Consider the following 14,117-nt stretch of genomic DNA (forward strand, 5'->3'; position numbering starts at 1 on the left):
CTTAAAGTTCAACAACGAGATTCAACATGACTTCAACTGACTGGTTATCCCAAGGCACACTGGTATTAGCAAGTAATAACAAAGGCAAAATTGCAGAATTCGAAAAGATGTTTGCCGAGCTTAAACTACCGGTTGAAGTGATTCCTCAAGGCAAGCTAAATATCGGAGATGCGATTGAAGACGGTTTAAGCTTCGTAGAAAATGCCATTATCAAGGCGCGTCATGCGTCCAAAATTTCGGGTAAACCAGCCATTGCCGATGACTCAGGAATTTGTGTGCCCGTACTCGGTGGTATGCCAGGAATTTATTCAGCCCGTTTTGCCGGTGAACATGGCAATGATGCAGCCAATAATGAAAAGCTTTTAAACAGACTAAAACCGTTACGCAAAGATGGTGAAGCGATTGAAGGTATGTTTGTGTGTGTACTGGCCTTAGTCCAGCATGCTGAAGATCCACTGCCACAAATTTTCCAGGGCATCTGGAAAGGTGAAATTCTGGAAGCACCACGCGGTGAAAATGGTTTTGGTTATGATCCATTATTCTGGTTACCAGAACTAGGAACTTCTAGTGCGGAACTGAGCAAAGAAGAAAAAAATAAAATTAGTCATCGTGGTCAGGCGATGAAACTGTTTAAGGCGAGTTTGGAAAAATAAATCTAATTCCTAAAAGGAGTCCTCCCTCCTTTTAGGAGGGAGTTAGAGGTCATTCCCTCACCCTTGGGGAGAAGGAGCCCTCCCTTTTTCAAAGGGAGGTTGGGAGGGATTCTTCCATCTCACCCCTTACTTTTTATTCTCATTCATTTCTACAAAGAACTTAATCCTCCTCAATCCCTTCCCTAATAAAGGAAGGACTTTCAAAAACTTTATACCCTCTCTCTAACTCTCTCCCAGAGGGAGAGAGAACTTTTAAATTTATAAACCCGGTACCAACATATGCACCACCACCCCATATACTCCAATCAAAATTGAACTCGCAATCGTTCCTGAAGCGATATATTTGGCTGAATAACCTGTGCCCTGATAATGGGTCTCCAGTGCCACAATATTCGCGGCGGGTGGAAGCAGGAAATACATCATCATCACAGCATAAATCAGGGCTTGATGTGGAATCGGTAACAAGAAATAAGCCCCTGCCGCCAGACCTAGAGCCAGCACAAAACGACCGCTGATCAAGATCAAACTACGTTTTAAATCACTCAGTTGAATCCTGACTTTACTCAGCCACATTCCCAGAATACACATACCGGCAAAAGTCACTAGAAGCTTGTTGGCTGCATAGCCCCATTGAATCAGCGGATGCGCTTCATAGGCACTAAAATCCCAGAAGGACAGAATCGCTGCAATAGAAAGCGCAATCACTGGCGGGGATTTCAGCATATTTTTAATAATGAATTGGGGAGCCTGTTTTTCAGCACTGACTGCCACTACTGCACTGACATTGCCAAATAAGGAACCACCAATATAAAGAGCAACAATAGTATTTAAGGCATCCGGACCAAATACAGCTAAGGCAAAAGGAAAGCCAAGCCAGACCCCATTTAAATAACTAAAACATAATGCCCGCAATTTATCTTTGGAGAAAAGAAAGAACAGGCCAAATAGAAACAGTGAGCTAAAGATACTAAAACCGATCAGCCACAAACTGCCCGGCTTATAAAACACCATGTTGTAAATGACAATCAAGGGAATCAAAAGACGTGCCAGCAAGGCCGCCATGAATGGACGGATCGACTTTAAATAATGAACGCCCCAGAATCCAATCAGAAATGAAATAAGCGGAAGGAGCAATGCCATAGGAAAGCTGAAAATGCGTAGATAGATGGGCTTTATCCTAGCATACCTATCTGTTTTCAGAGTTCACTGTTTAAACTGATCTTTTTATAAATATCATCACCAATACTGTTATTTAGCTAATAATCGGAATAACTTGTTCAACGATCTGTCCTGCTGTTTCACCCTGCTGGGATTTTTCCAGCCACTGCCACTCATCGGTTTTCATTCTCAGGAAATTGGAACAGCGCGTGCCATAAGCCGGACTTTGAATAAAGGTTGAAGACAACAACTGTTCCAGTTCATGTGAAATCCCGGTCTTCGGCAACAACTCCGGAATGATCTTGCGTTCATCTTCCAGAATATCCCAAACGGCATAATAAAGATCAGATTCAGGCATATCTGGATACTGCAGCATGGGCAGAAATTCCTGGGTAAAACGCTTGCGCAGGTGTCGAGTCTTTTCCCAATGTTCCGTGAGCAAGCCATTGGACACTACATACACGCCATGTGCTAGTACTTGTGGTGCCTCACCACGGTTACTCATATAGACTGCCTGCTCTCGATCGCCGACAAACAGGTTAAAGCCCGCATAATCACATTGACATTTTTCCAGTTCTTGAGCAAACCGGATAGGTGTCAATTCGGATTCCAGAAAGTGCTGAATGATATGTCCACGTGAAGTTGGGTAGTTATTCTTGTCATTACCCTCCCTGAAATTGGTAATCACTGCCCATCGTCCTGAAACCGTTATACCCATCCAGGTACCACCAGACTGAAGATCCTGCCCGGCAATAATCAGACTGTTCTCCCATTCATGTAATGCCTGGGTTGGACGTTGATAGAACTCATCACGATTTGAAATCAGACATAATGGCGTTTCATCCAGAACCCGCCAAGCCAGTGCCACAATACACATAATTGATGCTCTCGATCTTTACACATTGAATGTACAACATTTTTCTTCGCTTTCAGCTAAAATCTGTGCAAAACAGAATCACAAGGAACAGGAATGCTCACCTATCCAAACATAGATCCCGTTGCAATTTCGCTCGGACCTTTGCAAGTCCACTGGTATGGACTGATGTATCTCTTGGCTTTTTTATTTGCCTGGGGACTGGCGACTTATCGCTCTAAACAACGCGGCTGGACACCAGATATGGTCTCGGATCTGATTTTCTTTGGGGCGCTAGGTGTGATCATCGGCGGCCGGGTTGGTTATGTTTTATTCTACGGTTTTTCTCAGTTTTTGGAAAATCCACTTTGGCTGTTCCAGATCTGGACCGGTGGCATGAGTTTCCACGGCGGTTTCCTCGGCGTAATCGTAGCGATGTTGTGGTGGTGCAAGAAATATAAGATGGCCTGGTTCCAGACACTGGACTTTATTGCGCCCTGCGTTCCGACAGGCCTGATGTTTGGCCGGATCGGTAACTTTATTGGTGGTGAACTCTATGGCCGTCAAGTGACTGATCCAAACTTTGCTTTGGGCATGATTTTCCCGACCGATCCGCTGCAACTGGTACGTCATCCCTCACAACTGTATCAGGCGCTCTGTGAAGGCCTGATTCTGTTTATTGTACTGTGGTGGTTCAGTAGCAAGCCCCGTCCACGTATGGCAGTTTCTGCGGTATTCCTGACCGGCTATGGTCTGGCCCGTTTTATCGTCGAGTTCTTCCGTGAACCGGATAATGGTCAGCTCTTTATTGGCTGGATGAGTAAAGGACAATTCCTGAGCCTGCCAATGATCCTGATTGGTCTGTGGATGCTGTGGTACGCCTATCAGAAGAAAGTTTATGACTGGGGTCCACAGAAAAATAACGGATAATTTTGCTAAATATTGCGAGGCATCTGCCTCGCTTTTTTATATTTAAAATATGCTAAAGTGCTTTTTATCTTTTCTGTTCACACATCATCATGCTTGAGTTCTGGTTCAATCCGCAGGTGTCAATCCTGAAAAAACTGCTGTTCTTTGTTGTGATTGCTGCAATTGCCGTAGGTCTGTACTGGATGGAACCTTTGCCTTTAGATGCCATCCTGATGTTTGCCGGTACCGGAATTATTTTTCTGATTTGTCGTTACTGTAAAATTCATTTCGCAGCAAAAAATCCGACTGGCCTGTTCTATCGTGTCCTGACCTGGATTCCGATTGCCTTATTAATCAGCCTGATTTTTATGAACATGAAACAGGGTGAAATCTTGCTGCCAGGCGCTCAGGGAATTGCCTTTATGGCTTTGGCAATCTGCCTGTTTTCGCCTCTGTCTTTGCTTAATCAGAACAAGCCGGATTCAGGTTCACCACATGCTTGAATTCTGGTATTCCGAACACTGCAATCGTCAGCTCAAGCTCATCATTATTATTACGGTATGTATCGTAATTTACATAGCATCGACTGTAACGAAACTGGGTTCGATATTTGTTGGAATCAGTCTGGCGATTGGAATGCTGATGCACGTCTTGCGTGAATTCAGATTAAAGCTTTCTCCTGAAAATCCTTATGCTGAAGGTTTTCGTGCTTTAACGATGGCGATTCCGATTGTGGCAGTAATTAGCCTGATCGGTTATTTACCCAAAACAGGTGAGATCGGAGAAACTGTAGCGCTAGGTCTACAATGCTTAGGCTTTGTGGCGATTGGACTGTTTATCGTGTCGATTTATAATCAACGTGCGAAACGCTTCGAAGATTGAACCATTTCGCGACTTTCATTTTTAAGTTCTGAAATTTTCAGCGTCGGATTTAAAGATAGGAATCCAGACGGTAATACGTATATTTCACATTGGAATTACGATAGACCGCATAGCCATTCTGTTTAAAATCAGAAACCCAGGCTGAACCAGAATACGCTGCAATATGACCATACTGATGCTGTGAAGTCCGGTCGATAATATAGATATCACCTTTTTTCGGACGGTCAAAAGACAGGTTGATTTTTCGATAGCCCAATTGCTGCAGGGTGTTACCCCAGTCAGCTGCGGCAACAGGATGATTCACAATTTTTGCGCCTGAAGACTGCAATCCGACGCGAATACTGCGTGCACATTTCTGTGTACTGGTACTGCGGGTAATGCCTTGCAGGTAGCTGGTGAATTTTTCAATATCGAAACGCTGGCCGTTCATTGCACCGAAAGTCTTGCGAGATTCAGAGTTTTTGTTACGAGCTGACGCAGAGGTATAGCGCTGAGGCTGACGTTTGGAATTTTGTCCCGATTGGGAACGAATTATGACGTTCGCTTGAACAGGAGCATGCACTTCGCTCATATTCACTTGATGATCATAAATCATATTGGACCAAGTACTCCTCGCCTGTAAGTTTGGCTTTCAAATCTTCAACACGCGGTGAATACTAGACGGTTAAATGTTACTTTTCACGTTAAAAATGTAAATATATTTTTCCGCATTTATTTAATTTTACTTAACTTGTTATTTCTTTTAGATTTATAAAATTTACAATTTTCACAAAAAAGTTATAAATTCACTACTTTTCAAATTAATTAGCAATTCTGCTCAGACTATTTCTAAATCAATATTTGAGCGCCTTTCTGACTAAATCTGTAATTTTACTCACGATAATAAAGTCAACATTTCACTACGGGATTACATCATTCTGGCTAACAACTCTCGTATTAGACTGATTTAGTAAATTTAAATTGAGATGATGAGGAAGAAAAATATGAGTCATGATGTAAAGACTATTTCAAATTTCAATTTAGAACAATATTTAGGGATCTGGTACGAAATTGCCCGTCTGCCTATGAAACACCAACCTGAAGACAGTACTGATATTTCCGCAGCCTACAGCCTGAATGAAAATGGCACAGTCCGCGTCCAGAACCGTTGTCTAGATGGTGCGGGCAAACTCGATGAATCTATTGGGGAAGCCACTATTGTTGATGCAGAACATGGCAAACTGAAAGTCAGTTTCTTGCCTGAAGGTTTGCACTGGGTACCTTTTACCAAAGGGGATTACTGGATTCTCAAACTGGATGACAAGTATGAGACCGCCTTGGTCGGTGAGCCAAACATGAAATATTTATGGCTCCTGCATCGTAAGCCGACACTGGATGAAACGACCAAACAGGAATATCTGGCCTATGCTGAATCGCTGGGTTATGACCTGTCCGATCTGATCCATACGGTACATACCGGTAAGCCAACGGCTTAAAAAAAGATAATAAAAAAGCATCCATCATGGGTGCTTTTTTATGCCCTTTTCTCTCATGTTTAATCATTTTCACTGCTATGCGGAAGTGCTCAAAAAAATGTTATGATGAGCGCAATTTTAAATTGCCCAATTCAAAGAAAAGCAATTTGCAACAGATTTTAAGAGAGACCTATGCGCCAATATCTTGACCTTTTACAACATATCCTCGACAACGGCGGCGATAAAGGCGATCGTACCGGCACAGGTACACGTTCGGTATTTGGTCATCAGATGCGCTTTGATCTTTCCAAGGGCTTCCCTTTACTTACCACTAAAAAAGTTCATTTCCGTTCGATCGTGATTGAACTGCTGTGGTTCCTGAAAGGTGATACCCATGTAAAGTATCTTCAGGATAATAAAGTGACCATCTGGGATGAATGGGCCACTGCGGAACAGACCGCACGCTTTGGTCGTCCAGAAGGTGAACTTGGTCCAGTCTATGGCCATCAATGGCGTAATTTTGGTGCCACTCAAAATGCAGATGGCAGCTACAATCAGGATGGTTTTGACCAGATCAAATGGCTGATCAATGAGATCAAGACCAATCCAAATTCACGCCGTCTGATTGTGTCTGGCTGGAATCCGAATGAAGCGAGTCAGGTGGCTTTACCGCCTTGCCATACCCTGTTCCAGTTCTTTGTACATAATGGCAAACTGTCTTGCCAGCTTTATCAACGTAGTGCTGACGTATTTCTTTTATCCCCCCAAATTAATAATTCACAGTACGAAGTTTTAGCCGCTTAAAACCTCTTACTCTTTTACGTTTATACTAACGTTTAAATTATGCACAGTATGTTATATAACTTAGTCTATGCAGTAATTTGGCGTACATTATGGATGTTAGAGTTTGTTCAAATATAAAACTAGACTTATCTAAGTCATGTTTAAATCATCATGTTCAGAACATAAAACTAGATCAAACAATAAATGTTAATGGGGTCGTTGTATTTGACGACAATGCTAAGGTTCTCCCTCTCATTTCTGAATATTTATCCTATTACTCCAAGCATGAAAAAATTTCGTATAAGTCAGCAAGTACTTATGGTAAGAATCTAACTTATTTCCTGCAATATATCCGTACCCGCCAAGATTATAATGATGATGAAAGTGATGATGTATTTATCACTGTTCCTTCATACGTAATACAAGAATATTTGACTTTTTTGAGTCGAGACCAAAATATCAGCTCATCTACTGTTAGAAATCGTGATGCGACTATACGTGCTTTTATTGAGTTTCTATGCTCATCTACAGAAGGTCATAAACCACTTAGACAAGATAATCCTTACGAGAAAGGCTATCTATCAAAAGTACCAAAACGAAAAGCTATTATTGCTTGTAATCTAGATGATCTATTTGTACTAATTGAATCTACATCTTCTGAACGAGAAAGAGTTTTACTTCAATTTTTGTACGACTCGGGACTTCGTCGTTCAGAACTTCCTCGTGTTACGCTTGAACATTTTAAGAACACTGTAAATTTTAATTCCCAAAAATTTATCTCTCGCGAATCAGATAAACCCATTTATCTAGATTACGTCCCACTTGAAGTTGAAGGAAGTAAAGGTCGTGGAAATGAACTCAAACCTCGGTGGACGTTAATTAGCTCAGCAACTATTGAGCGTATTCAAAAATATCATGCTTCCCCACTATATAAAAAATATGCAAGAAAATATGCTACGCCTACTGAGACTCCTGCATTTTTAAATGCTCAAGGGACTCCTTACACTCCATCTGCCATTAATAAATTATTAGAACGACTAAGCAAGCGTGCTATTAAGCAAGGTCATCTTGATAGACAAATATCCCCACATAAGCTCAGACATGGTAATGCTTATGCGATTTTACAATCAAATGACTTGGGGAATGACTATTTAGATCGACTTGTGATTTTACAAAAAAACTTAGGCCATAATCACCTAAATACCACTCAAATATATACCAGTATTCCTCAAGATATCTATAACTCCATGTGTGATGAAAAAGGTGATCTCTTAACTAGAGCCGAAAAAATGAAACGTTTAAGTGAAAAAACTCAGTTAAAGATCGGTATTAAGGATATAAAATGAAAAATAATGGGAAAGCCACTGATCACCTAGTAAAAATATGGGTAGACAACCTATTACAGTCCCCAAATCATCTATTAAAGTTACCACTTAGTAATGATTTTAAGAGCCCTTGGGGGGTTAATGTTCTGTCTGATTTTTTATCAAAAGAGATACCTATTACTCTGAGCGAGGCTCGACGTAGAAAACACCTTACAATGCCATTAATAGAAAAGATGGCTGAAATGCAAATTATTGTAGAAGAAGCATCAAGCAGAGAAAATTTTATTCGCCAGAGAATACTCGATTGGTATAGTAATCTGAGCTTTGATGATAAAAAAAACCTCCCCCGCTTAGCTTTATATCCGAGTAATATTTGTTTTAAATCAATAGGTAGTGAACAACGCTCTTGGGCATCTTTATCAACTCAATATGAATGGATCGCAGAAGTAATTGATTACATTCATGAAGACCTTCATAACTTAGGAATTATCTCGGCAGACTTCAAAACAATTAAAAGTCGTAAGAGAGCAATTAAAGATGCTAAGTCTGTTATCAGCCAATGGGTATCAACCATATCTGATGATATAGACGCCATGTGGGATATACCAGTTACAAAAGCCAATACAGATTTGGGTTTTAACGTAGCAATCGAACATATTCAAACCGTTCTAGGCATTTCGGAGAGCTCAGCTAACAATTATAGAGAGTTAGCTTATCCATTAACTCAAAAAATGATTGAAAAAGGAATTTTAGTATATCCAAAAGGCAACTCAGGAGCTGGAGCCGTTGAAAGCAGGAGGAAACTGCTAAATTGGTACAGAAAGCTAAACTTGAAAGAAAAAAGCCAGTTACCAATTTTTGGTAACAAAATCTCACTTGGGAAAATGCATACGAAGCAATCTCCTATTACTCAAAGTGATTTACGTTTTGATATTGTCAAAGATGCTTGGGATTTCATTCACAAAGATCTCGAAAAACTTGGTTTATTAAATACGAATTATAAAAGTGTTTCTGAACGAAATCATGAAAGGAAGAAACTTCTAGATATACCTCGTGAAACTATGAAGGAGCGTTTCAACAGATTAGCTACTCTCAAACTCAATAGTGTACTCGACTTCATCGAACCTTCTGAGTTAGAACCTTTTATTCAGATTGAACAACTTTTTGCCTCACAGATGAAAACCCTACCTTCTAATTCAGGACGAAGTAACTACACAAATGCATGCGGCCTATTTGTAGAGTTTCTATCTGAATTATACGGATCTAGCCCTTTACGAATTATCGACACTTTTGATGAGTATCTATTATCCAAATATAGAAGTTATCTTGAGGACAAAATAATACAAAACAATATATCAAGCCATCATGCAAATACTATTTTAAGTTCAGTACGTATGACATTGAATAGGCTGACTAAAGTAAAGAATTTAGAATACAGTTTTTTTGATGTACAGGGCTTCGATGTCCATAGGCAAACAGACACAAAAAAACCCTTTAGTAAGAATGAACGAATTCAAATATTAGAGGCTATCGAAAAAGCGATTTCTGAAACTCAATTAAGTTTAGAACCCTATAAAAAAACAGGTATCGGAATAAATCCTCTGGATCAACATGGAAATAGAATAAAAGGTCTATCAAATCTAGATAATGCTCGTTGGCTGTTTGAAAATTTTTTGGATTGTAAACCTGTTCATCACAATACAGCTAAAACCCATATTGAAAAGGCATTTCTCAGCATTATTAAAGATTCGAAAAAAGGTCTGAATGAGGTCTATGAAGAATGGGGAATCACACCGATGATCGGAATAGATTTATTAGTGCCTTATATTCTAAGACTCGCTCAAGTTACAGGTCTAAATACTGATTCCATACTATCCCTAGACATAAAGGATTTTGAAACTCGCCATCCAGCCACATCTAGACCATGCCTAAGATATTGGAAAGAGAGATCCGATGGGTATAAAGAGTATCATCTTGATCTTATCAAGGCGAAGATAACTTGGCTCACAGAAAGCCAATCTAGCTCTGTAAAAGAAATTTTCAAACAGGTAATTCAAATGACTAGCTGCATCCGTGAAAATATCAAGGATAGTGTGATTAAGGATAGGCTCTTCATTTATCAATCAAATAGTACTAAAAAACACGGACAAATCAGTTCTTTACTTGGAACTATCGAAAAAAATGCGAGCCCATTAGGTCATAGTATTGCTAGATTTATTGATAAATTTCAATTAAAAAATGACCATGGCCAACCCTTAATCCTTACATTAAGTCGGTTTAGACCAAGTTTCGTAAGTGAAATGCTTGAAGCTGATGTACCTATACATGAGATTCAATTGATGCTTGGTCACTCATCCTTGCATACAACTATTGGCTATATCGACTCTTTAGATTTTAATTCCATTAGCAGAAAGAGGCTCAATGAGAAATTGATGGAAATTCATCAATCAACTTTAAATAGTCGCTCCGAAGAAAAAATTAAAACAATAGAAATCAAAAATGAGGAAGAGTTGGGAGTAACATTTAAAACCAATCTAGCTGCATGCAGAAATATTTTTGATCCACCTGACTTTGTAAAAAAAATGGCTTCTTATACTCCTGGAACGCCCTGCTCGCAATATAACAAATGCTTAAGTTGTGACAACGTAATTATTACAGCAAATTATCTTCCTGAGCTATTTGCAATGAAGCGTGATTACCTAGCTATTTTAGAAAATTCACGAGTGATGGATACTCCCTACGGAAAAATTATCAAAGAAAACCTAGAACTCCTAAGTTATATTACAGATCCTGAGACTTCAGATTTTTCAAAGGAAGAACTAGAAATTGGAAAAAATAGATCCAACTATCTTGGATCTACAATAACAATTGATGGAGTAGTGTAATGGATAAGGAAGCGAAAATAAGTATATTGACGGGTTTTGTTAATCATCGCCGCTATATAATGAATGAGCTAAACACTGCTAAGAATTTAGATAGTGATCTTCATCCACAAGAATCTATAGAGTCCACTACATACATAAACGCTCTTATGGAAAGATCTGTCTCAAAAATATCTAAATTTTCCGATAATGTTTGGGATTTTAATTCTGATTATCCTAATGCAGCACAAAATGTAAAAGGCGCAAAACTGCGCATTAATTTTTTAAAATACAAAAATATTCCAAAGTTTGTGCTAACAGAACTAAAAATCATCTTAGAACTTGCTTTACTTAACAATCTTATTTTCCGACCTGAACTTAACAGCAGGAAAAATAATAAAAAAGGGATTCTTAAAGTTAACTCTTTGATTCCTATTTTTGAGAAAGGGTTAACATTTATTAATCAAATATTCATACAAATAAGTCAAGACCTAGGTTATGAATTTGTTCAAACACAGATTAAAACACTCTCCAAGGTAAATACCGAGCATTACCATGAAGCTGCCAAAAACTACGAACATGTAAAAGGTAGAGAATTAGATCAATTTTTTGAATACTTACGTAGCCCTAGTGCTGTTAAATATGTATTTGATAAGCCTCTAGCTTATGTTGAACTAAATAGTTTAAATTGGAAGAAACTTCCAAGTACTGAAAAAAAGAATAAGGAAAAAGTTTTACCCGATAATGTATTTGAAAATTTATCCAAAATAGCATCTTTAATCGTAGTGGACTTTTTAAATGCGACAGGTCAAAAATCAAAGATCTTGGATATCAATTCTTTAGAAGCTTTATACTCTAGTAAATATTCTTCTTGGGCAAATCAAGTAGGAGTTAATCATGAAATTTTGAATGCCTATATTGCAGTTCGATTGAGAAATAAAGGGTACTCATCAAGTTCCGTTTTAAGCATCATCGAGCCCTATGATTGGATGTTAAATAAAAATGGCCTAGCATGTGGATTAACACTGAGGAAAGCCCTAACTAGTCGCAACTACCAATTAGATAAACTCCGTGAATACTTCAATCTAGTCTCATATTCATGCGTGTACTTGGTGGCTCAATATACAGGTATGAGGCCATCTGAATTAGCAGAAGTAAAAGTAAAAGATTGCTCATGTTTAGTAGAGGAGCATGAAGTCTGGCTGATTAAAAGTACTGTAAAAAAGCATCAACAAGAGATTAATACAGGTTTGTTTGATGACAAATGGGTGGCTATACCTATTGTTAGAGATGCAATATTAGCAGCATCATATATAGCAAAAATTAAATCATCACCTTATCTTATCTCAAATATGGACACAGTGAGCTCTAGTAATTCACCTATACCGATGGGCAGTACTGGCATTACCCATCAGATGAATAATTTTATTGTGAAAATTTTGGATGCTACTGTAGCTAATCAAATTAAATTTTATCCATATATGCTACGCCACACTCTGACCTATCAATTGTTTAGAGCAGAAGTCGGTTTACCTTTAATATCTTTTCAATTAAAGCACTTCGTAGACAGTGTGAGTAAATTCACCTCACTTGGAGCAACTTCTTCAGTTACGTTAGGCTATGGAGAGATTGGTGAAATGCTCTCAAAGGATGGAAGCCGAACAGGTAATAAATCATTGCGACGCTCTGCTGAATTAGAAGCTGTTAAAACTGTTCACAATCCAAATGGTACATATTATGGTGGTAGAGCTGTTGAGCATAAAACTAATCTGATAAAGTTGTTTCAAGGCTATATGGCTGAAGGCTACACCGAAGAAGAAGTGTATGAAGCAATGGCTGACCAAGGAATGGCTATTGTGTATGTTGGACAAGGCATTTGTTATGGTAATAGAAATGAAGAATACGATACGACTTTACCTTGCATCGGCAGCCTAAGATGTAATCCTGCCAGATGTTCACAAGCTATTGTCACCAGTAAACATGCTCCGAAATGGCGTGAAGTCTACATCTTAAATAAAGCAAATCTTAATAAACCAGAATATGCTCATAATAGGGAGCAAATTCAGGCAGCAATTGACGAAGCTGCAATGGTTTTAAATAGTATTGGTGAAATGGTTGAACTATGAATAATCAAGCTTATGATCAAAAAAATAGTGAAGACTATGAAACTAATACGTTAAGTATTAACAAAGCACTATTAGAAATCGAGCAAGATCCAAAGCTCAAGGCCACTATTGCACAATTATCAAAAATGACTGGTATTCATCGAAATACAATTACAAACCGTGATTGGCCTATCCATAAACTAAAAGAAATCAAGGACAAAAGAAAACTCAAGAATGAGGAAAGTAAAAACCATATGGTGGTTAATGAAATTTCGTTGGGAGAAAAACTAGTTCTAACACAAAATGAAGGTAAGCGTCCGCTGAACACACCTTATGAATTCATCCTATAAGCCTTAATTTAGTCCCCACTTAAAAACAAGTGGGGACTAAAATTTATGACTACAAATCACCAGACATCCATCGCATCTCTTGCGAAAAAACGAAGAACATACAGTGCTGAATTTAAACAGCAGATCGTTCAGGCTTGTAAAGCACCGGACGTTTCAATTGCTTCGGTCGCTTTGCAACATGGATTGAATACAAATCTCGTATCCAAATGGATTCGCTTAATTGATGCTAAGCCAGGGAATGATCGCTCACCACTACCGAATAAACCTGCATTTATTGCCTTATCTTGCTCTACACCATTAGATCCTACTCCTACTGACATGTTAACGGTTCAAATTACTTTACCCCACTCAAAAGCAGAAATTGGCTTGAAATGGCAAGTATCAGAAATATCTGCTTTAGCAGAATTACTCAAGGCACTTGCAACATGATCCGCATTGATGAAATCTGGCTTTCTACCCAACCTCTGGATATGCGAGCAGGGATGGATACTATCATGGCTCAGGTGGTGAGAGCCTTTGGCTACATCAAACCGCATTGTGCTTACCTGTTCTGTAATAAACGTGGCCATCGCATGAAAGTGCTGGTACATGATGGACTGGGCATCTGGCTGTGTGCCCGGCGGCTGGAACAGGGAAAATTCCACTGGGCGCAGGTTCACCAGGGTGAAAGCATGGCGATCAGTCCGGAACAGTTACATGCACTGATCCAGGGTTTACCTTGGCAGCGCATTGGACGACAGCAGGTGGTGACGATGCTCTAAACTAGGCTGGTCCATTCTGCTAT

The 14,117-nt window shown here is 39.2% G+C and carries 14 protein-coding genes and 1 pseudogene; 12 read left to right on the plus strand and 3 right to left on the minus strand.

Annotated features, from left to right (window positions below):
• The first annotated feature begins 26 nt into the window (after positions 1 to 26).
• Complete coding sequence (gene rdgB / locus F897_RS00665) at positions 27 to 653, plus strand: RdgB/HAM1 family non-canonical purine NTP pyrophosphatase (RefSeq protein WP_004781971.1); 627 nt, start codon at positions 27 to 29, stop codon at positions 651 to 653.
• 258 nt (positions 654 to 911) lie between these two features.
• Here the strand turns inward: rdgB and F897_RS00670 are convergent, their stop codons facing one another.
• Positions 912 to 1,793 (minus strand): AEC family transporter, encoded by an 882-nt coding sequence (locus tag F897_RS00670; protein ID WP_004781969.1) that lies wholly within the window; start codon positions 1,791 to 1,793, stop codon positions 912 to 914.
• 112 nt (positions 1,794 to 1,905) lie between these two features.
• Positions 1,906 to 2,688, minus strand: coding sequence for an NRDE family protein (locus F897_RS00675; RefSeq protein WP_005232234.1), 783 nt, complete (start codon positions 2,686 to 2,688; stop codon positions 1,906 to 1,908).
• A gap of 93 nt (positions 2,689 to 2,781) precedes the next feature.
• Here F897_RS00675 and lgt point away from each other — a divergent pair, with 93 nt between their 5' ends.
• From lgt to F897_RS00690, 3 genes are all read left to right on the plus strand, one after another.
• Positions 2,782 to 3,594: a prolipoprotein diacylglyceryl transferase gene (lgt, locus tag F897_RS00680; protein WP_005232235.1), complete on the plus strand. Its 813-nt coding sequence runs from the start codon at positions 2,782 to 2,784 to the stop codon at positions 3,592 to 3,594.
• Positions 3,595 to 3,683: 89 nt separating this feature from the next.
• Positions 3,684 to 4,076, plus strand: a complete 393-nt coding sequence (locus F897_RS00685; protein ID WP_005232248.1) for a hypothetical protein — start codon at positions 3,684 to 3,686, stop codon at positions 4,074 to 4,076.
• Complete coding sequence (locus F897_RS00690; RefSeq protein WP_005232249.1) at positions 4,069 to 4,455, plus strand: hypothetical protein; 387 nt, start codon at positions 4,069 to 4,071, stop codon at positions 4,453 to 4,455. The genes F897_RS00685 and F897_RS00690 overlap by 8 nt, the downstream gene beginning before the upstream one ends.
• A 49-nt stretch (positions 4,456 to 4,504) precedes the next feature.
• Here F897_RS00690 and F897_RS00695 read toward each other — a convergent pair whose 3' ends face one another.
• Complete coding sequence (locus tag F897_RS00695; protein ID WP_004781961.1) at positions 4,505 to 5,050, minus strand: CHAP domain-containing protein; 546 nt, start codon at positions 5,048 to 5,050, stop codon at positions 4,505 to 4,507.
• Between the two features lie 388 nt (positions 5,051 to 5,438).
• Here F897_RS00695 and F897_RS00700 point away from each other — a divergent pair, with 388 nt between their 5' ends.
• The 8 genes and pseudogenes from F897_RS00700 to tnpB all read left to right on the plus strand — a co-directional run bounded on the left by F897_RS00700 (position 5,439) and on the right by tnpB (position 14,094).
• Positions 5,439 to 5,930: a lipocalin family protein gene (locus F897_RS00700; RefSeq protein WP_005232256.1), complete on the plus strand. Its 492-nt coding sequence runs from the start codon at positions 5,439 to 5,441 to the stop codon at positions 5,928 to 5,930.
• A gap of 171 nt (positions 5,931 to 6,101) precedes the next feature.
• Positions 6,102 to 6,704, plus strand: a pseudogene (thyA, locus tag F897_RS00705) (thymidylate synthase); the annotation flags it as partial.
• 98 nt (positions 6,705 to 6,802) lie between these two features.
• Positions 6,803 to 8,038: a tyrosine-type recombinase/integrase gene (locus F897_RS00710; protein WP_005232264.1), complete on the plus strand. Its 1,236-nt coding sequence runs from the start codon at positions 6,803 to 6,805 to the stop codon at positions 8,036 to 8,038.
• The gene (locus F897_RS00715) at positions 8,035 to 10,902 is read left to right on the plus strand and encodes a site-specific integrase (protein WP_005232266.1); all 2,868 of its coding nucleotides are present in this window, start codon (positions 8,035 to 8,037) and stop codon (positions 10,900 to 10,902) included. The genes F897_RS00710 and F897_RS00715 overlap by 4 nt, the downstream gene beginning before the upstream one ends.
• Entirely contained in the window at positions 10,902 to 13,004 is a 2,103-nt protein-coding gene (locus F897_RS00720; RefSeq protein ID WP_005232268.1) for a site-specific integrase, read from the plus strand. Before F897_RS00715 ends, F897_RS00720 begins: the two co-directional genes overlap by 1 nt.
• Positions 13,001 to 13,333, plus strand: a complete 333-nt coding sequence (locus tag F897_RS00725) for a hypothetical protein (protein ID WP_005232270.1) — start codon at positions 13,001 to 13,003, stop codon at positions 13,331 to 13,333. The genes F897_RS00720 and F897_RS00725 overlap by 4 nt, the downstream gene beginning before the upstream one ends.
• A gap of 45 nt (positions 13,334 to 13,378) precedes the next feature.
• Entirely contained in the window at positions 13,379 to 13,762 is a 384-nt protein-coding gene (gene tnpA, locus F897_RS00730; RefSeq protein ID WP_005232272.1) for an IS66-like element accessory protein TnpA, read from the plus strand.
• The gene (gene tnpB, locus F897_RS00735) at positions 13,759 to 14,094 is read left to right on the plus strand and encodes an IS66 family insertion sequence element accessory protein TnpB (protein WP_005232274.1); all 336 of its coding nucleotides are present in this window, start codon (positions 13,759 to 13,761) and stop codon (positions 14,092 to 14,094) included. Before tnpA ends, tnpB begins: the two co-directional genes overlap by 4 nt.
• Positions 14,095 to 14,117 lie beyond the last annotated feature (23 nt).

It is taken from the genome of Acinetobacter variabilis, assembly GCF_000369625.1.
Classification (GTDB): domain Bacteria; phylum Pseudomonadota; class Gammaproteobacteria; order Pseudomonadales; family Moraxellaceae; genus Acinetobacter; species Acinetobacter variabilis.